This is a genomic window from Pseudomonas multiresinivorans (assembly GCF_012971725.1).
GTDB lineage: Bacteria > Pseudomonadota > Gammaproteobacteria > Pseudomonadales > Pseudomonadaceae > Pseudomonas > Pseudomonas multiresinivorans.
The window spans coordinates 255434-277639 of sequence record NZ_CP048833.1 but is presented as its reverse complement, the minus strand read 5'-3'; the positions used below and the strand labels follow the sequence as shown (position 1 = coordinate 277639).

At 65.1% G+C, this 22206-nt stretch carries 21 protein-coding genes and 1 tRNA gene; 16 read left to right on the top strand and 6 right to left on the bottom strand.

From position 1 onward, the window contains the following. Positions 1-154: 154 nt before the first annotated feature. Together G4G71_RS01280 and G4G71_RS01275 are read left to right on the top strand one after the other, a co-directional pair. Entirely contained in the window at positions 155-340 is a 186-nt protein-coding gene (locus G4G71_RS01280) for a hypothetical protein (RefSeq protein ID WP_169935092.1), read from the top strand. A 77-nt stretch (positions 341-417) separates the two neighbouring features. Continuing rightward, the gene (locus tag G4G71_RS01275) at positions 418-1143 is read left to right on the top strand and encodes a hypothetical protein (RefSeq protein WP_169935091.1); all 726 of its coding nucleotides are present in this window, start codon (positions 418-420) and stop codon (positions 1141-1143) included. 35 nt (positions 1144-1178) lie between these two features. Here G4G71_RS01275 and G4G71_RS01270 read toward each other — a convergent pair whose 3' ends face one another. Both G4G71_RS01270 and G4G71_RS01265 read right to left on the bottom strand, forming a co-directional pair. Next, on the bottom strand, positions 1179-1772 hold the full coding sequence (locus tag G4G71_RS01270) for a transglycosylase SLT domain-containing protein (RefSeq protein WP_169935090.1): 594 nt from the start codon (positions 1770-1772) through the stop codon (positions 1179-1181). Between the two features lie 229 nt (positions 1773-2001). After that, positions 2002-2078, bottom strand: a tRNA-Arg gene (locus G4G71_RS01265). A 657-nt stretch (positions 2079-2735) separates the two neighbouring features. Between G4G71_RS01265 and gabD the strand changes: the two genes are divergently transcribed. From gabD to G4G71_RS01250, 3 genes are all read left to right on the top strand, one after another. Beyond that, positions 2736-4187, top strand: coding sequence for an NADP-dependent succinate-semialdehyde dehydrogenase (gene gabD / locus G4G71_RS01260; RefSeq protein ID WP_169935089.1), 1452 nt, complete (start codon positions 2736-2738; stop codon positions 4185-4187). 201 nt (positions 4188-4388) lie between these two features. Further along, on the top strand, positions 4389-5669 hold the full coding sequence (gene gabT, locus G4G71_RS01255) for a 4-aminobutyrate--2-oxoglutarate transaminase (protein ID WP_045213232.1): 1281 nt from the start codon (positions 4389-4391) through the stop codon (positions 5667-5669). Between the two features lie 251 nt (positions 5670-5920). Continuing rightward, positions 5921-7117, top strand: a complete 1197-nt coding sequence (locus G4G71_RS01250; RefSeq protein WP_169935088.1) for an HDOD domain-containing protein — start codon at positions 5921-5923, stop codon at positions 7115-7117. Positions 7118-7171: 54 nt separating this feature from the next. Here G4G71_RS01250 and argH read toward each other — a convergent pair whose 3' ends face one another. Next, positions 7172-8566 (bottom strand): argininosuccinate lyase, encoded by a 1395-nt coding sequence (gene argH / locus G4G71_RS01245; protein WP_169935087.1) that lies wholly within the window; start codon positions 8564-8566, stop codon positions 7172-7174. 233 nt (positions 8567-8799) lie between these two features. Here argH and G4G71_RS01240 point away from each other — a divergent pair, with 233 nt between their 5' ends. The 6 genes from G4G71_RS01240 (at position 8800) to G4G71_RS01215 (ending at position 14797) form a co-directional block, all read left to right on the top strand. After that, complete coding sequence (locus G4G71_RS01240) at positions 8800-9870, top strand: sensor histidine kinase (RefSeq protein WP_054910199.1); 1071 nt, start codon at positions 8800-8802, stop codon at positions 9868-9870. Positions 9871-9874: 4 nt separating this feature from the next. After that, the gene (gene algR, locus G4G71_RS01235) at positions 9875-10621 is read left to right on the top strand and encodes an alginate biosynthesis regulator AlgR (protein WP_024766394.1); all 747 of its coding nucleotides are present in this window, start codon (positions 9875-9877) and stop codon (positions 10619-10621) included. A gap of 113 nt (positions 10622-10734) precedes the next feature. Next, positions 10735-11673 (top strand): hydroxymethylbilane synthase, encoded by a 939-nt coding sequence (gene hemC, locus G4G71_RS01230; RefSeq protein WP_169935086.1) that lies wholly within the window; start codon positions 10735-10737, stop codon positions 11671-11673. Beyond that, positions 11670-12428: a uroporphyrinogen-III synthase gene (locus G4G71_RS01225; RefSeq protein ID WP_169935085.1), complete on the top strand. Its 759-nt coding sequence runs from the start codon at positions 11670-11672 to the stop codon at positions 12426-12428. Before hemC ends, G4G71_RS01225 begins: the two co-directional genes overlap by 4 nt. Positions 12429-12455: 27 nt before the next feature. Continuing rightward, positions 12456-13568, top strand: coding sequence for a uroporphyrinogen-III C-methyltransferase (locus tag G4G71_RS01220; RefSeq protein WP_169935084.1), 1113 nt, complete (start codon positions 12456-12458; stop codon positions 13566-13568). Next, positions 13565-14797 carry a heme biosynthesis HemY N-terminal domain-containing protein gene (locus G4G71_RS01215; RefSeq protein ID WP_169935083.1) on the top strand — a complete coding sequence of 411 codons (1233 nt, stop codon included), beginning with the start codon at positions 13565-13567 and terminating at the stop codon, positions 14795-14797. Before G4G71_RS01220 ends, G4G71_RS01215 begins: the two co-directional genes overlap by 4 nt. 48 nt (positions 14798-14845) lie before the next feature. Here the strand turns inward: G4G71_RS01215 and G4G71_RS01210 are convergent, their stop codons facing one another. Beyond that, positions 14846-15931 (bottom strand): PQQ-dependent sugar dehydrogenase, encoded by a 1086-nt coding sequence (locus G4G71_RS01210; protein ID WP_169935082.1) that lies wholly within the window; start codon positions 15929-15931, stop codon positions 14846-14848. A 116-nt stretch (positions 15932-16047) separates the two neighbouring features. On the opposite strand from G4G71_RS01210, the gene G4G71_RS01205 reads away from it, so the two are divergent. Both G4G71_RS01205 and G4G71_RS01200 read left to right on the top strand, forming a co-directional pair. Continuing rightward, positions 16048-16533 carry a disulfide bond formation protein B gene (locus tag G4G71_RS01205; RefSeq protein WP_169935081.1) on the top strand — a complete coding sequence of 162 codons (486 nt, stop codon included), beginning with the start codon at positions 16048-16050 and terminating at the stop codon, positions 16531-16533. A gap of 257 nt (positions 16534-16790) precedes the next feature. Continuing rightward, positions 16791-17258 carry an Rsd/AlgQ family anti-sigma factor gene (locus G4G71_RS01200; RefSeq protein ID WP_024766399.1) on the top strand — a complete coding sequence of 156 codons (468 nt, stop codon included), beginning with the start codon at positions 16791-16793 and terminating at the stop codon, positions 17256-17258. Between the two features lie 190 nt (positions 17259-17448). On the opposite strand, the gene G4G71_RS01195 is transcribed toward G4G71_RS01200, so the two are convergent. Then, positions 17449-17667: a hypothetical protein gene (locus tag G4G71_RS01195; protein ID WP_169935080.1), complete on the bottom strand. Its 219-nt coding sequence runs from the start codon at positions 17665-17667 to the stop codon at positions 17449-17451. Positions 17668-18038: 371 nt separating this feature from the next. On the opposite strand from G4G71_RS01195, the gene G4G71_RS01190 reads away from it, so the two are divergent. Continuing rightward, positions 18039-19217, top strand: a complete 1179-nt coding sequence (locus tag G4G71_RS01190; RefSeq protein WP_169935079.1) for an AlgP family protein — start codon at positions 18039-18041, stop codon at positions 19215-19217. A 3-nt stretch (positions 19218-19220) separates the two neighbouring features. Here G4G71_RS01190 and G4G71_RS01185 read toward each other — a convergent pair whose 3' ends face one another. After that, entirely contained in the window at positions 19221-19685 is a 465-nt protein-coding gene (locus tag G4G71_RS01185; RefSeq protein WP_169935078.1) for a TIGR02444 family protein, read from the bottom strand. Positions 19686-19732: 47 nt separating this feature from the next. On the opposite strand from G4G71_RS01185, the gene G4G71_RS01180 reads away from it, so the two are divergent. Both G4G71_RS01180 and G4G71_RS01175 read left to right on the top strand, forming a co-directional pair. Continuing rightward, a complete protein-coding gene (locus G4G71_RS01180; RefSeq protein ID WP_169935077.1) occupies positions 19733-21643 on the top strand; it encodes an ATP-binding cassette domain-containing protein in 1911 nt (636 codons plus the stop codon). Next, positions 21643-22206: a mechanosensitive ion channel family protein gene (locus G4G71_RS01175; protein WP_169935076.1), complete on the top strand. Its 564-nt coding sequence runs from the start codon at positions 21643-21645 to the stop codon at positions 22204-22206. The genes G4G71_RS01180 and G4G71_RS01175 overlap by 1 nt, the downstream gene beginning before the upstream one ends.

Sequence of the window (22206 nt, the reverse complement as noted above, 5' to 3'; positions counted from 1 at the left end):
ACGGCGCGATGCCCGTGGTTCATAGAGAATCGTAAACAGATCGCGATCCGGCAAGGTCGGAAAGCGCCGTCCACCGTATCGAGAGCGTCATCCCGTCCCGGCACGATTTATACTGTGATTCCCTTGTGCGTTTCTGCCTCACGAAAGACCGGCCATGACTGACGAAGACCTCGACCTCCACGAGCCCGAACACGACCACCTGCTGGACCTCGACGACGACCTCGACGGCCTGTTGGAGGAGGATGCGGCCTTCTTCGAAGATCAGCCCGGCGATCGCGAGGAGGAGGACGAGGCAGCGGATGAATACCAGCCGGGCCTGGACGACGACGAGGACTGGTAGAGGACTGACCTTCGGACGATACCCGGGCGTCATGATTGGCTGGCAGAATGCTGGCCAGACAATAAAGAGAAAGCACCATGCGCTACGTCACGCTCGCCCTGGCCGTCTCCCTGCTTTGCGGATGTTCTTCTGACGTCCGCCGGGATGACCGCACCGCGCCCATCTCCCTCTACCGTGATACCCGCCATGTGATGGTGGTGAATTTCCAGCCCGACCCCACGGTGGCGACCAACCCGCGCTGGGGCGCGCTGAAAACCAGCTGGCGCGAGGCGCTGCGTGACGAGGCGGGTTCGGCGGACTATCAGCTCACCGAACAGGACGGCGAACCGCGCGCCACCGACACCCTGTCGACCCTGGTGGTGATCGAGGTGGGCGCCGGTCACAGTGCGAACAGCCGTACGAGCGGCGATGGCGAGGAATGGATCACTTCCACCGTGCGTTACCACGATGGCCTCACCGGCCAGTTGCTCGCCTCGCGGCGCTACGAGAGCGAGGCCGATGGCGACCTGTTCAATTCCATGAGTTCGTCTGAAGTCGGTGCGGTGTCCGAGCAGATAGTCGAGGAGATCACCGGAGCCCTGCTGGTCGCCCGCCCGTCGCGCAGCCTGCCGGCGCCGCGGCCTGCCACTACGCCGGCGCAACCGCCCGAGGCGGTCCCGCAACCGGTTTCGCCCACCGCGGCGGAAACCGTCGCCCATGTCTCGCGGCCGCTCACCAAGGAGCAGCGCCTGATGGAGTTGCAGCGGCGCAACCTGCCGTACGAGGAATACCGCGACGAATATCAGCGGATCATGGGGCGCTGAGCGCCCCTGTGCTGTAGCGTGAACATTCGGGGGTGCTAGAGCCAGCCGCCTTTCGACAGTTCCTGCTCACAGCTCTTGTACTGGGCTCCGTACAGCGAGGCGCGAGCCTGGACCTTCTGTGAAGTCGCCTTCAGCCACGGCTTGGCATCGTAGCTGCGGTTGCGATAGCCGCCCCAGCCCTCGTGGTAGTTCAGGTACTGGGCATAGGCGTCCCACTTGGAAACGCGGTTCACGCTGTAGGTCTTGTTCATGTACCAGCCCATGAAATCCAGCGCGTCGGCGAAGTCGTCGCGGTCGGCGCCCCATCCTCCCGCTTCCTTCTTGTAGTCCGCCCAGGTCTCATCCTTGGCCTGGGCGTAGCCGTAGGCGGAACTGACCCGGCCCCAGGGAATGAAGCCGAGGAAGTAATAGCGCGGTGGCAGGGCGTCGTGCTTGAAGGAAGACTCCTGGTACATCATCGCCATCGGCACCTGGATCGTCCCGCCCCAGCGCTTCTGCACCTTCAGCGCCGCTTCGTGCCATTTCGGCTTTTCGCGAAAGATCTCGCAGAGGTTTTCGGGGTGCGCCGGGGGTTTGGTGGCGCACCCGGCAAGAGCCAGGAGCAGGGCTGGCATCGAGAGCCGAAGCATGGGCGGTGAGTCCTTTTCTCGCGCGATGGCGCAAGGCTTATACAGCCTTGGGCGGCGAAGTTGAATCGTCGGGCGTCGAGGATAACCCTCGCCTCCGAGCCTGCCGGCTCGCACAGTGGGGCGCCGGCGAGCGGCGCAAGGCTTTACAGGCAGAAACGAAAAAGCCCGCTGAGAGCGGGCCTTTCAGGCGGTTTCGCAGATGGCCTAAGGCAACCCGAAACAAGGCAGATGGCGCACCAGGCGGGATTCGAACCCACGACCCCTGCCTTCGGAGGGCAGTACTCTATCCAGCTGAGCTACTGGTGCGTATGCCGCGGCTGGCGCGGCAGGCGGCAATCATACGCATCTCCTTCGCGGGCGTCCAATGCGGGTACGCTCGTTCATGATATCGAACGAAAACAGCCGCCTGTCGGTAGAAATCCTCCGAAAACGCCCTGCAACCTGATACCTTCGTTGGTTTTGTCGAACGAGCTATTGCCCTTTGCAGTCGAGGGCCCTAGGATTCGTTTGAGATTTCAAACGCCTCCCCATCACAACAACAGGAGACCGGAGAATTGGCATCACACCAGCCGGCAATCAGCCTGCGGGATGACAGTCTTCCGTTGCACCCACCGCATGTCCCTTGTGACAGGTCTCCGTGCGGCTTCCGTCGATCAGCGTACCGGAAGGTTGTAGGGCAGTCGTACTCCTGGGCCGAGCCCGGGAATCTGCGCGTGAACGAGTTCAACCAGACCGGGCAATGACCCCGGCCTGCGTTTTTCCGTGTCCGCATGCCGAGCGAACTAAGAGCCGTTCGCCTGGCGTCGCCTCCATAGCAGGGCGACATTCGCATCCAGGGTCGATAATGGTCGGCCGGGGCGAATGAACGGCAGAGACTGCGGTCTCTCCCATCCAGACAACAAGGCAGGCGGGGACTCGAGGTAGACCCGCCGTCCACAGGCTTTCCTCGAAAGGAGACAGGTCATGCAACTCAATGATGCCAAGCTGTTCCGCCAACAGGCTTACATTGACGGTTCCTGGGTCGATGCCGATAACGGCAAGACCATCAACGTGAACAACCCGGCCACCAACGAGATCATCGGCACCGTGCCGAAGATGGGCGCCGACGAAACCCGTCGCGCCATCGAAGCCGCCGACAAGGCCCTGCCGGCCTGGCGTGCGCTGACCGCCAAGGAGCGCGCCAACAAGCTGCGCAAGTGGTTTGACCTGATGATCGCCAACCAGGACGACCTGGCTCGCCTGATGACCATCGAGCAGGGCAAGCCGCTGGCCGAGGCCAAGGGCGAGATCGCCTACGCCGCCTCCTTCCTCGAGTGGTTCGGCGAAGAAGCCAAGCGCATCTACGGCGACACCATTCCGGGCCACCAGCCCGACAAGCGCATCATCGTGATCAAGCAGCCGATCGGTGTAACCGCGGCCATCACCCCGTGGAACTTCCCGTCCGCGATGATCACCCGTAAAGCCGGCCCGGCCCTGGCCGCTGGCTGCACCATGGTGCTCAAGCCTGCTTCGCAGACTCCGTACTCCGCCCTGGCCCTGGCCGAGCTGGCCGAGCGCGCCGGCATTCCGAAAGGCGTGTTCAGCGTGGTTACCGGCAGCGCAGGCGAAGTCGGCGGCGAGCTGACCAGCAACCCGATCGTGCGCAAGCTGACCTTCACCGGCTCCACCGAGATCGGTCGCCAGCTGATGGCCGAGTGCGCCAAGGACATCAAGAAAGTGTCCCTGGAGCTGGGCGGCAACGCTCCGTTCATCGTGTTCGACGATGCCGACCTGGATGCCGCCGTCGAAGGCGCGCTGATCTCCAAGTACCGCAACAACGGCCAGACCTGCGTCTGCGCCAACCGCCTGTACGTTCAGGACGGCGTGTACGACGCCTTCGTCGAGAAGCTGAAGGCCGCCGTGGCCAAGCTGAACATCGGCAACGGCCTGGAGCAGGGCGTCACCACCGGCCCGCTGATCGATTCCAAGGCTGTTGCCAAGGTCGAAGAGCACATCGCCGACGCCGTTTCCAAGGGCGCCAAAGTCCTCACTGGCGGCAAGCCGCACAGCCTGGGCGGCACCTTCTTCGAGCCGACCATCCTGGTCGACGTGCCCAAGAGCGCCCTGGTGTCCAAGGACGAAACCTTCGGCCCGCTGGCGCCGGTGTTCCGCTTCAAGGACGAGGCCGAAGTCATCGCCATGTCCAACGACACCGAGTTCGGCCTGGCTTCGTACTTCTACGCCCGCGACCTGGCCCGCGTGTTCCGCGTCGCCGAGCAGCTGGAATACGGCATGGTGGGTATCAACACCGGCCTGATCTCCAACGAAGTGGCGCCGTTCGGCGGCATCAAGGCCTCGGGCCTTGGCCGCGAAGGTTCGAAGTACGGTATCGAGGACTACCTCGAGATCAAGTACCTCTGCCTCGGCGGTATCTGATCCGTTTTTTCCGTGGGCGCGAGGTGGCAGGCAAGAGCTGACAGCCACCTTCGCGTCGGCGTTTTCCGGTGGTAGCACCGGACAACCCGTCTGGCGGGCCGCAAGTTCCACGACAGTCGATCATCGTATGCTGTCGCGTGAGGCTTCTCCCCGCTTTCATCCTTTGATCCGGTCGCCCGATGAGCGGCCACTGAGGAAGCTATGAGCAAAACCAACGAATCCCTGCTGCAACGTCGTCAGGCCGCCGTACCGCGCGGTGTAGGCCAGATCCACCCGGTCGTCGCCGAGCGCGCCGAGAACTCCACCGTGTGGGACGTCGAAGGTCGTGAGTACATCGACTTCGCCGGCGGCATTGCCGTACTGAACACCGGCCACCTGCACCCGAAAGTGGTTGCCGCCGTTCAGGAACAACTGACCAAGCTGACCCACACCTGCTTCCAGGTGCTGGCGTACGAGCCCTACATCGAGCTGGCCGAAGAAATCGCCAAGCGCGTTCCGGGCAACTTCCCGAAGAAGACCCTGCTGGTCACCTCCGGCTCCGAAGCTGTTGAGAACGCCGTCAAGATCGCCCGTGCCGCCACCGGCCGCGCTGGCGTGATCGCCTTCACCGGCGCCTACCACGGCCGTACCATGATGACCCTGGGCCTGACCGGCAAGGTCGTTCCGTACTCCGCTGGCATGGGCCTGATGCCGGGCGGCATCTTCCGTGCCCTGGCTCCGTGCGAACTGCACGGCGTGAGCGAAGACGAGTCCATCGCCAGCATCGAGCGCATCTTCAAGAACGACGCTCAGCCGCGCGACATCGCTGCCATCATCATCGAGCCGGTTCAGGGCGAAGGTGGCTTCTACGTCAACTCCAAGGCCTTCATGCAGCGCCTGCGCGCCCTGTGCGACGAGCACGGCATCCTGCTGATCGCTGACGAAGTGCAGACCGGCGCTGGTCGTACCGGCACCTTCTTCGCCACCGAGCAACTGGGCATCGTTCCGGACCTGACCACCTTCGCCAAGTCCGTTGGCGGTGGTTTCCCGATCTCCGGTGTTTCCGGTAAAGCCGAAATCATGGACGCCATCGCTCCGGGCGGCCTGGGCGGCACCTACGCCGGTAGCCCGATCGCTTGCGCCGCTGCTCTGGCCGTGCTGAAAGTGTTCGACGAAGAGAAACTGCTGGAGCGTTCGCAAGCCGTTGGCGAAAGCCTGAAAGCTGGTCTGCGCGACATCCAGGCCAAGCACAAGGTAATCGGCGACGTTCGTGGCCTGGGTTCGATGATCGCCATCGAGCTGTTCGAAGGCGGCGATCACAACAAGCCGGCCGCTGAACTGGTCAGCAAGATCGTGGTTCGTGCCCGTGAGAAGGGTCTGATCCTGCTCTCCTGCGGTACCTACTACAACGTGATCCGCTTCCTGATGCCCGTCACCATCCCTGACGCACAACTGGAAAAAGGCCTGGCCATCCTGGCCGAGTGCTTCGACGAACTGGCCTGAGCCTCATCGCTCTAGCCGTTCAGGAGAAAGGCCCGCGCAAGCGGGCCTTTCTTTTTCTGCGTCTTTTTTTGTGAGAATTGGCCATCCGAAGTTGATGGTGCGCATGGGAAGCCTGTGGGCTTTGGACTACGCTGCGCAGTATCCGTAGGCCGTTGGCCGGCGGCATCCGAAGGACCGGGCACTCGGCAGGGAAGGCTCTGGATCGGTTGTTTCCGCCCGCGACGGCATTCGTCCCGAACGAGGTGTGATCCATGAGCGTTTCTCCCGGCGTGCTGGTGGCTGCCAGCGATCCCTGGAGCCGCGAGCTGCTCGGCCAACTGGTGCTGAGCGTGCGCTGCGACGCGAACGTCGAATTCTGCGAAGACGGCGACACGGCCATCGAGGCCTGTCGCCGTCATCCCTTCGCCCTGATCCTGGCCGAGCGCGAGCTGCCCGGCAGCGACGGGCTGGAGCTGCTGCGTCATGTGCGCATGCGCCGCCGCGGACCGGTCGCCCAACCTTTCATCCTGATCAGCTCCAAGGCCGATGCCGCCAGTGTGCGCGCTGCCTTGCCGCTGGCGCCTACGGCCTACCTGGTCAAACCGTTCAACGCCGAGAACCTGCGCGAGCGGCTGCGCTCGCTGCTGCTGGCGCCGGGCGAGAACGTCGTCTGCGAGTTGCCCACGCTGGAGCAGAGCCTGTCGCTGGAGCGCTTCCTGCAAACCGAACGCGACGCCACCGAGGGCGCCCCGCTGATGGGTGAGGTCGGTGCAGCGGTGAATCGCTGCATGGAAGCCAGTGACATCAACCTGGAAATGCTCGAACAGGAGTTCGGCCATGATCCGCAGATCACCGCGTGCCTGATCTCCGCCGCCAACAGCGCCGCGCGACACGTCGGCATGCCCTGCCAGACGCTGATGCAGGCGCTGTCGCGCCTGGGTGTAGCGCAGGCGTTGAACCTGATGCTGGCAGTGGCGCTGCAGCGCGCCGCAACGCTGGCCGACCCGCTGCTGAAAGAGCGCGCCGAGCTCTTCTGGGAACTGTCGCGGCACACCGCCGATGGCGCTTTCGCCCTGGCTGAGTCCCTGGGTGCCGATGCCGACCGCTGCTTCACCGCCGGGCTGTTGCACTGCCTGGGGGACCTCGCGCTGCTGCGCAGCCTGCAGGACTGGCACAGCGCCGGCGGCGCGCTGAGCGCGGTGGAGGTGGAGAAGTCCCTGAAGGAGCACGGCGCGAGCTTCGGCTCCGCCCTGCGCACCCGCTGGCGCCTGCCATTGGAACTGCGCAACCTGATCGCCGCTGCCTACGCCATCGACAACGGTGTGTTCAGCCGCGAGGCGCTGATCGTCAACCTGGCTTCCAGCGCAGCGCGCCTGCCGGAGAGCGAATTGCCGACCCTGACCGAACACAAGGCTGCGCGGATGTTGCGGCTGACGCCAGCGCAGCTGGGCTTTCTAGGCAGAAGCTGAAATGAAAAAGGCCGCGTCGATTGACGCGGCCTTTGCTTCTCGCGAGTAGCGCAATCAGCGCGAAGCCAGCAATTCCTTGCCGCGGACGACAGCGGCACGAACCTGGTTCGGTGCGGTGCCGCCGATGTGGTCGCGGGCATTCACCGAGCCTTCCAGGGTCAGCACGGCGAACACGTCGTCGTCGATCTGGTCACTGAACTGGCGCAGCTCGTCCAGGCTCATCTCGGCCAGGTCCTTGCTGCTGTCCACGCCGTACTTCACGGCGTGGCCAACGATCTCGTGGCAATCGCGGAACGGCAGGCCGCGGCGGACCAGGTAGTCGGCGAGGTCGGTGGCGGTGGAGAAGCCACGGCGGGCCGCTTCGCGCATGATCTCGCGCTTGGGCTTGATCGCCGGAACCATGTCGGCAAAGGCGCGCAGGCTGTCGCGCAGGGTATCTGCGGCGTCGAACAGCGGTTCCTTGTCTTCCTGGTTGTCCTTGTTGTACGCCAGCGGCTGGCCCTTCATCAGGGTCAGCAGGCCGGCGAGATGGCCGAACACGCGGCCGGATTTGCCGCGCACCAGCTCCGGAACGTCCGGGTTCTTCTTCTGCGGCATGATCGAGGAGCCGGTGCAGAAGCGGTCGGGTAGGTCGATGAACTGGAACTGGGCGCTGGTCCAGAGCACCAGCTCTTCGGAGAAGCGCGACAGGTGCATCATCGCCACGGCGGCCGCGGCGCAGAACTCGATGGCGAAGTCACGGTCGGAGACGCCGTCCAGCGAGTTGCCGGAGATCGCTTCGAATCCCAGCAGTTCGCAGGTGATGGTTCGGTCGATCGGGTAGGTGGTGCCGGCAAGCGCGGCGCTGCCCAGGGGCATGCGGTTGGCGCGCTTGCGGCAGTCCACCAGGCGCTCGTAGTCGCGGCTGAGCATTTCGAACCAGGCCAGCAGATGGTGGCCGAAGGTCACCGGCTGGGCGGTCTGCAGGTGGGTGAAGCCGGGCATGATGGTGTCGGCTTCGGCATCCGCCAGGCCCAGCAGGCCCTGTTGCAGGCGGGTGATCTCGGCGAGAATCAGGTCGATCTCGTCACGCAGCCACAGGCGGATGTCGGTAGCGACCTGGTCGTTGCGCGAACGGCCGGTGTGCAGCTTTTTGCCAGTAATGCCGATGCGGTCGGTCAGGCGCGCTTCGATGTTCATGTGCACGTCTTCCAGGTCGACGCGCCAGTCGAAGGTGCCGGCCTCGATCTCGCCCTGGATCTGCTTCAGACCGTCGATGATGGTGTCGCGCTCGGCGTCGGTCAGCACGCCGACCTTGGCCAGCATCGTGGCGTGGGCCATGGAGCCCATGATGTCGTGGCGGTAGAGGCGCTTGTCGAAGTCGACGGAAGCGGTGAAGCGGGCGACAAAGGCATCGACGGGCTCGCTGAAGCGGCCGCCCCAGGACTGGTTGGTCTTCTCTACGCTCATGGATCTCTCTCGCTGAAACGGGCAGGCGCGGCGCGCGGCCTGCATGAAGGGCAAAGTGCGACGATAATAGCAGGCTGAGGGACAAAACCGGCGGCGCTTTGGCGGGTTGCGGCCGGGCAGCGGCGGCGAATCGCCGCGGGGCCGGTGGCCGATCCTTGCGCTGGCCGACAATTCCAGGCTTTTGGTCGCACGCGGTGCTTGCCGCCGTGCAGGCGCTTACGGAAACTGCGTCGATGCCCATACTGACGAAGACCGGCGACAAGCCGGCGCCCAACGAAGACTTCTTCATTCCCGAACTCTGCCAGCCCGAGGCGCTGTTCAGCCTGGTGCTGCTCGCCGAGCTGCTGGTGCTCGTGCTGGTGCTCGCCGAGCCGATGACACCCAGTTTCAACTGGGTGCGCCTGGCGCTGTCCTCGCTGTTCGTGCAGTGGATCGTGCTGCTCTCGGCCGGCCTGCTGTGCCAGCTGCGACCGTTCATGGCGCGCTGGCCGACGTGGGTCTCCGGGCTGCTCAGCTGCGCGCTGGTGGTGCTGCTGACTCTGGGCTGCACCTGGGTGGCGGATTATTTCTCCCTCGGCGGCCCCATGTCGCGCACCGGCGAAGTCAATCTCTACCTGCGACACGCATTGATTGCGCTCATCATGTCCACGCTGTTGCTACGCTACTTTTATCTCCAGAGCCAATGGCGGCGGCAGGAACAGGCCGAGCTGCGGGCGCGGATCGAGTCGCTGCAGGCGCGCATCCGTCCGCACTTCCTGTTCAACAGCCTCAACAGTATCGCCAGCCTGATCGAGATCGATCCGGGCAAGGCCGAGCTGGCGGTGCTGAATCTTTCGGATCTTTTTCGCGCCAGCCTGGCCAAACCTGGAACATTAATTTCCTGGGGAGAGGAACTTGAGCTGGCCAGACGCTATCTTTCCATTGAGCAGTTCCGTCTTGGCGACCGGTTGCAGATGGACTGGCAGGTGAGCGGCGTGCCCGATGGCGTGCCGATTCCCCAGCTGACGCTGCAGCCGTTGCTCGAGAACTCATTGATTTATGGCATCCAGCCGCGCATCGAAGGCGGGCTGGTGAAAGTTGAGGCGGAATACCGTGACGGTGTGTTCCAGCTCTGCGTGAGCAACCCGTACGACGAATCGACCGAGACGCTGCCCACGAAGGGGACCAAGCAGGCCCTGCAAAATATTGCAGCGCGACTTGCGGCACTTTTCGGGCCAAAAGCTAGTCTCAGCGTCGAGCGCCGTGACGGACGGCACTTCACCTGTCTACGCTATCCATGTGCGCGTCTCATGCAGGAAGCCTGAGCTTATGAATGTCCTGATCGTCGATGACGAACCCCTGGCGCGAGAGCGCCTGGCCCGGCTGGTGGGGCAACTGGACGGCTATCGCGTCCTCGAGCCCTCCGCCAGCAACGGTGAAGAAGCGCTGACGCTGATCGACAGCCTGAAGCCGGATATCGTCCTGCTGGATATCCGCATGCCCGGCCTGGACGGGCTTCAGGTGGCCGCCAAGCTGTGCGAGCGCGAAGCCCCGCCGGCGGTGATCTTCTGTACCGCCCATGATGAATTCGCCCTGGAGGCGTTCCAGGTCAGTGCGGTCGGCTACCTGGTCAAACCGGTCCGCAGCGAGGACCTGGCCGAGGCCCTGAAGAAGGCCTCGCGGCCCAACCGCGTGCAACTGGCGGCGCTGACCAAGCCCCCGGCGGCCGGCGGCCCCGGCCCGCGCAGTCACATTAGCGCGCGGACCCGCAAGGGCATCGAGCTGATTCCGCTGGAAGACGTGATCTTCTTCATTGCCGACCACAAGTACGTGACCCTGCGCCACGCCGGCGGCGAAGTGCTGCTGGACGAGCCGCTGAAAGCCTTGGAAGACGAGTTCGGTGATCGCTTCGTGCGTATCCACCGCAACGCGCTGGTCTCCCGCGAACGTATTGAGCGCCTGCAGCGCACCCCGCTGGGACACTTCCAGCTGTACCTGAAAGGACTCAACGGCGATGCGCTGACCGTCAGCCGCCGCCATGTCGCCGGTGTCCGGCGGCTCATGCACAACCTGTAGCGACACAGTGCCGCAGCGCCTGAAGCCCGGGGGGCGGCCCCCGGGCTTTTCGTTTGCGTGAGCTGTTATCATGCGGGCACTTTCTTGCACGCTTCCTTTGCCTGGAAATGCCCATGTCTCGCGAAATCCGTATCGCCACGCGCCAGAGCGCCCTGGCACTCTGGCAGGCCGAATACGTCAAGGCCCGCCTGGAGCAGGCCCACCCCGGCCTGACCGTGACCCTCCTGCCGATGACCAGCCGCGGCGACAAACTGCTCGACGCGCCCCTGGCGAAAATCGGTGGCAAGGGCCTGTTCGTCAAGGAGCTGGAAACCGCCCTGCTGGAAAACGAAGCGGACATCGCCGTGCACTCCATGAAGGACGTGCCGATGGACTTCCCCGAAGGCCTGGGCCTGTACTGCATCTGCGAGCGCGAAGACCCGCGCGACGCCTTCGTCTCCAATACCTACGCCAGCCTCGACGACCTGCCCGCCGGCAGCGTGGTCGGCACCTCCAGCCTGCGCCGCCAGGCCCAGCTGCTGGCCAGCCGTCCGGACCTGCAGATCCGTTTCCTGCGCGGCAACGTCAACACCCGCCTGGCCAAGCTTGATGCTGGCGAATACGACGCCATCATCCTCGCCGCCGCCGGCCTGATCCGTCTCGGCTTCGAAGACCGCATCCGCTCCTCCATCAGCGTCGAAGCCAGCCTGCCAGCCGGCGGCCAGGGCGCGGTGGGTATCGAGTGCCGCACCGCCGATGCAGAAATCCACGTTCTGCTGCAGCCGCTGCATCACCGCGAGACCGCTCTGCGCGTTACTGCCGAGCGTGCGCTGAACAAGCGCCTCAATGGTGGCTGCCAGGTGCCCATCGCCTGTTACGCGATCCTCGAAGGCGATCAACTGTGGCTGCGCGGCCTGGTCGGCCAGCCCGACGGCAGCCAGTTGTTGCGCGCCGAAGCTCGCGCCCCTGTAACCGAAGCCGAAACCCTCGGCGTGAAGGTCGCGGAAGACCTGCTGGGCCAAGGCGCCGAGGAAATCCTCAACGCGGTCTACGGCGAGGCCGGCCACCCGTGAGCCGCTGGCGGCTGCTGCTGACCCGTCCCGAAGAGGATTGCGCGGCGCTCGCCGCCACCCTCGCCGAGCACGGTATCCACGGCGACTGCATGCCCTTGCTGGCGATCACGCCCCGCGAAGAGACTCCCGTCGAACGCAGCCTGATCCTTGACCTGGACCGCTACTGCGCGGTTATCGTGGTCAGCAAGCCCGCGGCGCGCCTGGGCCTGGAGCGGCTCGACCGCTACTGGCCACAACCGCCGCTGACCCAGCGCTGGTTTACCGTCGGCGCCGCTACGGCGGCTATCCTCGAAGACTACGGCCTGGATGTGGTCTGCCCGCAGGACGGCGACGACAGTGAAGCGCTGCTGGCACTGCCAGCGTTCGAGCAGGCCCTGCAGGTGCATGATCCGAAGGTATTGATCATGCGCGGTGAGAGTGGCCGAGAATTCCTTGCCGAGCGCCTGCGCGGCCAAGGCGTGGCGGTGGACTATCTGGAACTCTACCGGCGCGAAATGCCGTGCTACCCCGAAGGCGAATTGCTGCGGCGAATTCAGCGGGAGCGTTTGAATGCCATCGCGGTCAGTAGTGGGCAGGGGCTGGAGCATCTGCAGCTGCTCGCCGCCCAGGATTGGCCGCAGGTGAGTGCGATGCCGTTGTTCGTGCCCAGCCCGCGTGTGGCTGAGCAGGCGCGGGAGATGGGCGCGCTGCAAGTAATCGATTGCCGGGGCGCAAGCCCTGCGGCACTAATGGAAGCGTTGAGAAGCGCCGACTAGAACAATTTCCGAGCGAAGGATGGATCTGTGAGCGAAGCCGTCACTCCCCAAGAGACTTCACCAACATCGTCCAGTCCGGCCCCCGCGCCGGCCCCGCGCAAGGGTGGCACGGGTATCGCGTTGCTGGCCCTCCTGGTCGGCGCCGCCGGCCTCGCCGCAGGCGGCTGGGGCATCTGGCAGGTCCAGCAGCTCAAGGGCGCCGAGCAGCAGCGCGCGGCGCAACTGGAAGATGCCCGCGCCCAGGCGCAGGGTGTGCAGAGTGCCAACGCGGACCTGAACAAGCGCCTGGACACCCTGCCCAACGCCGATGAGCTGGAAGCCCGTCGCCGTCTGGTGGTGGAGCTGCAGGGCGACCAGCAGCAGTTGGCCAAGCAGGTGAAACAGGTGCTGGGGCAGAGCCGCCAGCAGTGGCGACTGGCTGAATCCGAACACCTGTTGCGCCTGGCCGCGCTGCGCCTCTCCGCGCTGCAGGACATCGACAGCGCCACCGAGCTGGTCCAGGGCGCGGACGATATTCTTCGTGTGAACAATGATCCGGGCGCCTTCGCCGCTCGTGCACAACTGGCCAAGAGCCTCGAAGCGCTGCGCGCTCTGCCGCGTCCGGACCGCACCGGGTTGTTCCTGCAACTGGGCGCGCTGCGTGACCAGGCTGCCCAGCTGCAACCGTTGAACCCGGCGTTCAAGCCTTCCGAGGGCGGTACCGGCCCGAGCACCGCCTGGGGTGATGGCAGCAGCACCTGGGACCAGTGGTGGGAACGCATCTCGCGCTACGTGCGCATCGATTTCAATGCCGGGCAGGACATCCGCCCGCTGCTCTCCGGTCAGCAACTGGATCGCGTGCGCCTGGCCCTGAGCCTGGCGCTGGAACAGGCGCAGTGGGCCGCGCTGAATGGCAAGCAGGACGTTTACGAGCAGGCGCTGAAGCAAGCCAGGCAGATCGTCGGCGACTTCTTCAACGCGGACCTCGCCGACAGCCGTGCGCTGATCGCGCGCCTGGATGAGCTCAGCGGCCAGGCTGTCACCGTGCAGACGCCGGACCTTGGCCCTGCCCTGAGTTCGCTGCAGGCCTACCTGTCGCGCCGCGAAAGCGCGGTGCAGCAGCAGGAGGCGGTGGCGCCGGACGCGGGGACCCAGCCATGAGCCGCGTCTATGTCCTGATCCTCGCCGTGGTCCTGGCGGCCACCCTGGTCGGGCTGGCCATCGCCGAGCAGTCGGGCTACGTGCTGATCGCCTACAAGAGCTTCCGCTACGAATCCAGCCTGTGGACCTTCCTCGCGCTGCTGGTGGTGCTGTGGGTGATCTATCTCGCCGTGCGCCTGGTGCTGCGCCTGCTGGGCGTATCCGGTCGGGTGGTGAATCCCTGGTCGCGCTTCAATCGTCGTCGCCGCTCGCAACTGGCCGAGGAACATGGTCAACGTGATCTCGCTGAAGGCCACTGGGCGCAGGCGCTGCGTCATTTGCGTCGTGCCGCGGAGCTTAGCGATCGCCCACTGCCGCATTACCTGGGCGCCGCTCGCGCGGCAAACGAGTTGGGCAAGACCGAAGAATGCGACGAGTTGCTCGACCGCGCGCAGGAGCGCGAGCCCGGCACCGAGCTCGCCGTGGGCCTGACACGTGCGCAGCTGCTGATCAACCGGGGCGATTTCGCCCGCGCCCGAGTGGTGCTGGACAAGCTGCACCAGGATCACCCACGTCATCCGACCGTGCTGCGGCTGCTCCAGCAGCTGTACGTCAGCCTCCACGAGTGGCAGGCGCTGTGTGTGTTGCTGCCTGAGCTGCGCAAGGAGCGCGTGCTGCAGAACGCCGAGTTGGCCGATCTGGAGCGCCGCACCTGGATGGCCGCGTTGGGCGAGGCGGGCGAGCAGGGCGTTGGCCAGGGCGAAAGCAGCCTGCAGCCGCTGACCCAGCGCTGGCAGAACGTGCCGACCAACCTTCGCGCGCAACCGCCGTTGGTGGCAGCTTACGCCGATCAGCTGTTGCGCCTGGGTGCGCCGGAAGAGGCCGAGGAAGTACTGCGCAAGGCGCTCAAGGAGGGCTACGACAGCCGTCTGGTACACCTCTACGGCCGCGCCCGTGGCCGTGATGGCGCGCACCAGCTGAAGACCGCCGAAGGCTGGCTGAAGCAGCACGGCGACGATCCGGAGCTGCTGCTCACCCTCGGTCGCCTTTGCCTGCAGAACAAGCTGTGGGGCAAGGCGCGCGAATACCTGGAAGCCAGCCTGGCTCGCCAGCGCAGCGCGGAAACCTGCGCCGAACTGGCGCGCCTGTTGGCGCAGCTCGGTGAAGTGGAGCGCAGCAACCAGCTGTTCCAGGAAGGCCTGGGTTTGCTGGCCCCTCCGGCTTCCTCGGCGGTGGCGGTGCGGGCCTGATCCCGTCACTGGCAGTGAAAACGGCGCCCGAGGGCGCCGTTTTCGTTTTCAGGGGTTGCCGTAGCGGATGCGGTAGATCGCGCCGTTCTGATCGTCGCTGACCAGCAGCGAGCCGTCCGGCGCTACCAATACGTCCGCCGGCCGCCCGTGCACCTCGCCGTCCTTGCCGAGCCATCCTTCGGCGAAGACGCTCTGGCGCTTCAGCGTGCCGTCTTCGTTGAGCTCGACCCGCGCCACTCGGTAGCCGATCTTCTGCGTGCGGTTCCACGAGCCGTGTTCGGCGATGAACAGGTTGTTGCGGTACTCGGCCGGGAACTGTTCGCCGGTGTAGAAGCGCAGCCCCAGCGCCGCCACGTGCGGGCCGAGTCTGGCCACTGGGGGGGTGAATGCGGAGCAGGGTTTCCTGCCTTCCTCCGGGTCGGCGATGTCGCCCTGGTGACAGTCGGGATAGCCGAAGTCCTCGCCCACCTTGCTGACCTTGTTCAACTCGTCGTCGGGCTTGTCATCGCCCAGCATGTCGCGTCCATTGTCGGTGAACCACAGCTGCTTCGTCTGCGGATGCCAGGTGAAACCGACGGTGTTGCGAATGCCGTAGGCGACCACCTCCCGTGCGCTGCCATCGGCGTTCATGCGTTGCAGGTTGGCGTACTGTTCGCGATCCGGGCGGCAGATATTGCAAGGGGCGCCGACCGGCACATAGAGCTTGTCGTCCGGGCCGAAGGCGATGAATTTCCAGCCGTGCGCAGTCTCCTTCGGAAACTCTGCGGGCAGTTCCTCTGCCTTGGGAGGCGCATCGAGGCGCGCCTCGATATCGCGCAGCATGACGATGCGGCTGAGCGAGGATACGTACAGGTCGCCTTTGTGGAAGGTCACGCCCACGGGCATCTGCAGGCCATCGGCGAGCACCTTCACCTGGCCGTCGGGCTTCACCGCGTAGATCTTGTCGGAGGAGCGGCTGCCCACGAACAGCGTGCCCTTGTCGCCCCAGGCCATGGCGCGCGCGCCGGGAACCTGGTCGGTCAGCAAGCTGATATGGAAGCCTTCAGGCAAGCGGATGTGGCTGAGGTCTGTGGCGGCGATGGCTGGAACCGCTGTCAGGGAAAGCAGCGAGCAAAGCAGGAAATGACGACGCATGGCATGGATTCCCGGATGAGTGCCCCGGCCAGTCTAGACACTTGCCTTGAACTGATCGCGGTGTTTCCTCTACCGTAGCGGCCTTTCCTGCAACAGCGCTTTTCAGCGGAGCCGCCATGAATCTGGCCAGCCCTCGGTCACTGTTCTTCCTCGCTTTCCTCGCTTGCGTCGCCATGCTCGGCACGGGCTTCTACCTGCAGTACATGGTCGGGCTGGAGCCCTGCCCGCTGTGCATCCTGCAGCGCATCTTCTTTGCCGGCTGCGGGCTGTTCTCGCTGATCGCCGCGCTGCACGGCCGTGCGCCGCGCGTGTATTCACTGCTGATCCTGCTCTGCGCCCTGGGTGGCGCCGGCACCGCAGGGCGCCAGGTCTGGCTGCAGACCCTGCCGCCGGACCAGCTGCCGTCCTGCCTGCCACCGCTGGAATACATGATGGAGAGCATGCCCTACGCCGACATCATCTGGACCATGTTCCACGGTTCGGCCGACTGCGCCGAAGTCTCCTGGACCCTGCTCGGCCTGAGCATTCCGGAGTGGAGTCTGCTGGCTTTCATTGGCTTCGCCCTGTTCGCCATCGTGCAGTTCTTCCGCCGCCGCGGCTGAGCGTCGCATCTCAAATCGCCATGGCCTGCACCTGATCGGTGCAGGCCAGAGGCATCGCGGTCTGTCGATTAAACGCCCGTATGAATTTTCCCGCTGCTGGTGTCTTGAAGGCGATAACGGGCGGGCATACTCTGGGTTTCCACTCCGTCGGAAAGCCGCCGCCGAACAAGCTTCACACATCGCGGATGTCGAGATTCGACAGAATATTGTCCCGGGGCGGACTTTGCCGGGACGGCGAAAAGGGAAGTGAGGACAACATGCTCGAGAGCTGCCGTAATGCCCAGGAACGTTGGGGAGGCGTACACCAGCTGATCGACCGCTGGTTGCGGGATCGACATGAGTTGGTCCGGGCATTCGATTCCCTGGACGGTGTCCAGGCGCCGAAGACCAACGCCGAGAATCTCCAGAACTTCTGTCAGCTCCTGCTCGACTACGTGTCGGCGGGCCACTTCGAAGTCTACGAACAGCTGATGAACGAGGCGCAGGCCTTTGGTGATACGCGGGGCCTGGAACTGGCCAAGCAGATCTACCCGCGTCTGGAAACCATCACCGCCAACGCGCTGAACTTCAACGACCGTTGCGATAACGGCGACTGCCGCGAAGGCACCTGCCTGACCAGCGAGCTGAAGAGTCTGCGCCAGCAACTGCACGAACGCTTCGAGCTGGAAGATTGCCTGATCGAGGTGCTGCACAACGCCCACGAGCAGAAAGCCGTCCTGGCCTGATCATGGTGTTGCCGAAAACGGCGCGATCACCGGGAGTGATCGCGCCGTTTTCGTTTCAGGGTTGGGTTCGTGCCGTTCAAGCCGATCACGGACAGAGCCTGCTCGTGGTTCATGTTCGGTTAAAAGGCGCCGTCGTCTTTTGAAGAATCTGTACCAGGCCATCTCTTCGCCCCGGTCCTCTGCCGTGGGGCTATTTCGCGTCCCTCCCCAGCATCGTCCCGGAGCGCAGGGGCGGGCCCTGTCCGCGATTTTTTTCGCACTTCGCAGCTTGTCTCGGCGTCAGCGTGCCATGGTGAAAACTCACGCCGTTCGGCAGCTCGCAATGAGGGTGGTGCGTGAATTTTTCGAAGGTGAAAACGATGCCCGAGGCGGTTGTTTTTCGATTGTGTGCAAGGGTGTGAGCGAGCATCGATTCGCTCCTTCGCCGGAGATATTTTCGAGCGGCGTCGAGGTGCGTCAGTGGGTTCTGAATGGCGGCCTGGCGGCCTGGCGAATGATGGCTTGAAAGGCTCTGCGACGCGGCTTTGCGGCAGTCTCGAAAAATTTATTTTCGGTGCTCAAACCCGCGCGTCATGCGGCTTTGCGTGTGGCCAGGCGATCACTTGCGGGAACCAAGTGCGAGTTACAGCGTCACTGGGTGAGTGAAAAAACGCGCCTTCGCGCACCGCTGAAAACCTCTGAAGCCGATGCCTGCTGCGGCCTGCAGCGTAATCAGGACATTGGCGAGAGGCCATCAGCGGGGCTAGTATGGGCGCAACCACGTCCGCCAGGAGGCACGTCATGTCGGCCAACAAGAAACCCGTCACCACTCCGTTGCATCTGCTGCACCAGTTGTCCAACAGTCTGATCGAACACCTCGAAGGTGCCTGCAAGCAGGCGCTGGTCGATTCCGAAAAGCTGCTCGCCAAGCTCGAGAAACAACGCGGCAAGGCACAGGAGAAGCTGCACAAGGCTCGCGCCAAACTGCAGGACGCGACCAAGGCCGGCAAGGCGAAGGCGCAGGCAAAAGCCAAGTCGACCATCGCCGATATCGACGGCGCCCTGGATGTCCTGAAGACCCGTCAGACCGAAACCCGTGCCTACATCGCCAATCTCAAGCGTGATGTGCAGGAGAGCCTGAAGCTCGCCCAGGGCGTGACCAAGGTGAAGGAAGCCGCTGGCAAGTCCCTCGCTACCCGCAAGCCGGTCGCTGCTGCTGCCAAGCCGGTTGCCAAGGCTGCCGCCAGACCGGCCGCTAAAGCCGCTGCCAAACCCGCCACCAAGCCTGCCGTGAAAGCCGCTGCCAAGCCTGCTGCGAAACCGGCTGCCAAGGTTGCCGCTGCCAAGCCTGTTGCTGCCAAAGCCGCTGCCAAGCCTGCTGCGAAGCCCGCCGCCAAGCCTGCCGCTAAAGCCGCTGCCAAACCGGCTGCGAAAACTGCCGCTGCAAAACCCGCTGCTGCCAAACCGGCTGCCAAAGCTGCCGCGAAGCCAGCCGCCAAGCCAGCTGCGAAAGCCGCCGCCAAGCCGGCAGCCAAACCCGCTGCTAAGCCTGCCGCTGCTGCGGCCAAGCCTGCTGCCAAACCTGCCGCGAAACCGGCTGCCAAGCCAGCTGCGAAAGCCGCTGCCAAACCGGCCGCCAAGCCCGCCGCGAAAGCCGCTGCCAAGCCTGCTGCGGCCAAGCCCGTCGCTGCCAAGCCGGCTGCGAAACCCGCCGCGAAGCCGGCTGCCAAGCCTGCCGCCGCTGCCAAGCCCGCCGCGAAACCGGCTGCCAAACCTGCGGTGAAAGCCGCTGCCAAGCCAGCCGCAAAACCGGCCGCCAAGCCTGCTGCGCCCAAGCCTGCCGCCGCTGCCAAACCGGCCGCTCCGGCTGCCCCGAGCGCACCGGCTGCCCAGCCGAGCGCTCCGGCCGCTACCCCGGTTGCCAGCACCACTCCGGCACCGGCTACTCCGGCCAGCAGCACCCCCTCCAGCGCTTCCTGAGGCTCAGGAGAGGCTCGCCGCGATGCGCAGGGTTTCCTGCGCATCGCGGCGCAAGCCGCCCGCTTCACCGGCTGCAGCTTCCAGCCAGTACACCAGTTCCTGCGCTTCACCTCGTGGCCAACCCCTTGCCACCGCCTCCAGTCTTCCCAGCAGCACCTTTTCCGCTTCCAGTTCGAGCTGCTTGATCCGCTCTCGCAGCGGCGCCAGCTCTGCGTCCTGCTTCGCCGATTGGCGCCAGCGCTGACGCAGCGAACGCAGCGGCACTATCACTTCCTCGCGCCACTCCCGCGCAGTGCATTCCAGCGCGCTCATTCGCGACGGCGAGAAGGCCACGCCAGTGCTTCCCAGCCAGGCCGAAGCGAGCAGCAGGCAGACATCCCCACCGCCTTCCTGCAGCGACAGGCAAGCCGCCTCAACCCCAGGGCGGGCGTAGAGTTTCAGCGCATACGACCAGACATCATCAGACATAGAGCACCCACAGCGATTGCCAGGCGAAGCTGATAAACTCCGCCGCCATGATTCGACTACAAAATCTTACGCTACAGCGTGGCCCCCAGCGCTTGCTGGAAGGTGCCGAACTCACCTTGCACGCCGGACAGAAAGTCGGCCTGATCGGCGCCAACGGCGCCGGCAAGTCGAGCCTGTTCGCCCTGCTGCGCGGCCAGCTCGGCCAGGATGCCGGCGACTGCTACCTGCCGGCGGACTGGCGTATCGCGCACATGCGCCAGGAGGTCGATACCCTCGACCGCCTTGCCGTCGACTATGTACTCGACGGCGACGTGCACCTGCGCAAGATCCAGGCGGACCTCGCCGCGGCCGAAGACGCCCACGATGGTACTGCTCTGGCGCGCCTGCACAGCGAGCTGGACAGTGCCGACGGATACACCGCCGACGCCCGTGCGCGCAAGCTGCTGGCGGGGCTTGGCTTTACGCCCGAGCAGATGGACCGCCGCGTCGGCGACTTCTCGGGTGGCTGGCGGATGCGCCTGAACCTCGCGCAGGCGCTGATGTGCCCGTCCGAACTGCTGCTGCTCGACGAACCGACCAACCACCTGGACCTCGACGCCATCCTCTGGCTGGAAGAGTGGCTCAAGGGCTATCCAGGCACGCTGCTGCTGATCTCCCACGACCGCGATTTCCTCGATGCCGTGGTGGACAACATCGCCCACCTCGAACAGCGCAAGCTGACCCTGTACCGCGGCGGCTACTCGGCCTTCGAGCGCACCCGCGCCGAACGCCTTGCCCAGCAGCAACAGGCATACGAGAAACAGCAGGCGCAACGCGCGCACATGGAAAAGTACATCGCCCGCTTCCGCGCCCAGGCCACCAAGGCTCGCCAGGCACAGAGCCGGATCAAGGCGCTGGAACGCCTGGAAGAACTGGCGCCGGCCCACGTCGATTCGCCGTTCGACTTCGCCTTCCGTGAGTCCGACAAGATCTCCAGCCCGCTGCTCAACCTCTCCGAGGCTCGCCTGGGCTACGGCGACAAGACCGTGCTGGAGAAGGTCAAGCTGCAACTGGTGCCCGGCGCACGCATCGGCCTGCTCGGCCCCAACGGCGCGGGCAAGTCGACCCTGATCAAGACCCTGTCCGGCGACCTGTCGCTGCTGGCCGGCGAACTCTCTTGTGGCGAGAACCTCGCCATCGGTTACTTCGCCCAGCACCAGCTCGACTCGCTGGACCCCAAGGCCAGCCCGCTGCTGCACTTGGCACGTATCGCACCGGCTGAGCGCGAGCAGACCCTGCGCGACTTCCTCGGCGGTTTCGACTTCCGTGGCGAGCGCTGCGACGAGCCGGTGCTGAACTTCTCCGGCGGCGAAAAGGCGCGCCTGGCCCTGGCGTTGATCGCCTGGCAGAAGCCCAACCTGCTGCTGCTCGACGAACCGACCAACCACCTCGACCTGGAAATGCGCCTGGCGCTGACCCTCGCGCTGCAGGAGTTCTCCGGTGCCGTGGTGGTGGTGTCCCACGATCGTCACCTGCTCAAGAGCACCACCGACGAATTCCTGCTGGTGGCCGATGGGCGCATCCGCGAGTTCGATGGCGACCTCGACGATTACGCGCGCTGGCTGGTGGATTTCCGCGCCCGCCAGACGCCGTCTTCGCCCGCTGCTCCCGCCGGCGACAAGACCGACAAGCGCGCCCAGCGCCAAGCGGCCGCTGCGCTGCGCCAGCAACTCGCCCCGCACAAGCGCGAAGCCGACAAGCTGGAGAAGGAGCTGGGCAAGGTCCACGAGCAGCTCGCCGAACTGGAGGAGCGTCTGGGTGACAGCGCCCTTTACGAAGCCGCGCGCAAGGACGAACTGCGCGACCTGCTGGCGCGCCAGGCAACCCTCAAGACCCGCGAGAGCGAACTGGAAGAGTCCTGGCTGATGGCCCTGGAAACCCTCGAAGAGCTGCAGCGCCAGCTCGAGGCCAGTGAGTGATGGATGACGTGAACCTGCTGGTGGCGTGGAGCGAACCACTGCTGCGTGGCGGGCAGATCATCCTCATCCTGCTGCTGGCCTGGGTGGTCCAGCGCATCGTGACGCGCGCCATCAGTCGCCTCGGTGAGCGCTACCCGATGCCGCCGGAACTGCTGCTGCCCCTGCGCGGCGGCCTGCGCTGGCTGATCATGGGCTCGGCGGTAATGCTGGTGCTGGAGCGCCTGGGTGTGTCCGCGGACGTGCTGTGGGCTGCGCTGACCGGCTTTGCGGCCGTCGCCGCCGTGGCCTTCTTCGCGATCTGGAGCGTGCTTTCCAACCTGTTCTGCGCCCTGATGATCTTCACCATGGGGCCGTTCCGCCTGGGCGACCGGGTGGAAGTCATCGAGTCCGCCGACAAGCCCGGAGTCAAAGGCCGGGTCGTGGCAATCAACCTGCTCTACACCACGCTGGAGGAAGTCGCCGAGGACGGCGCGCCCGGCGCACTGCTGCAAGTACCGAACAACCTGTTCTTCCAGAAGGCCATTCGCCGTTGGCGCGGGCCGAACTTTCCCACCACCCCCTGA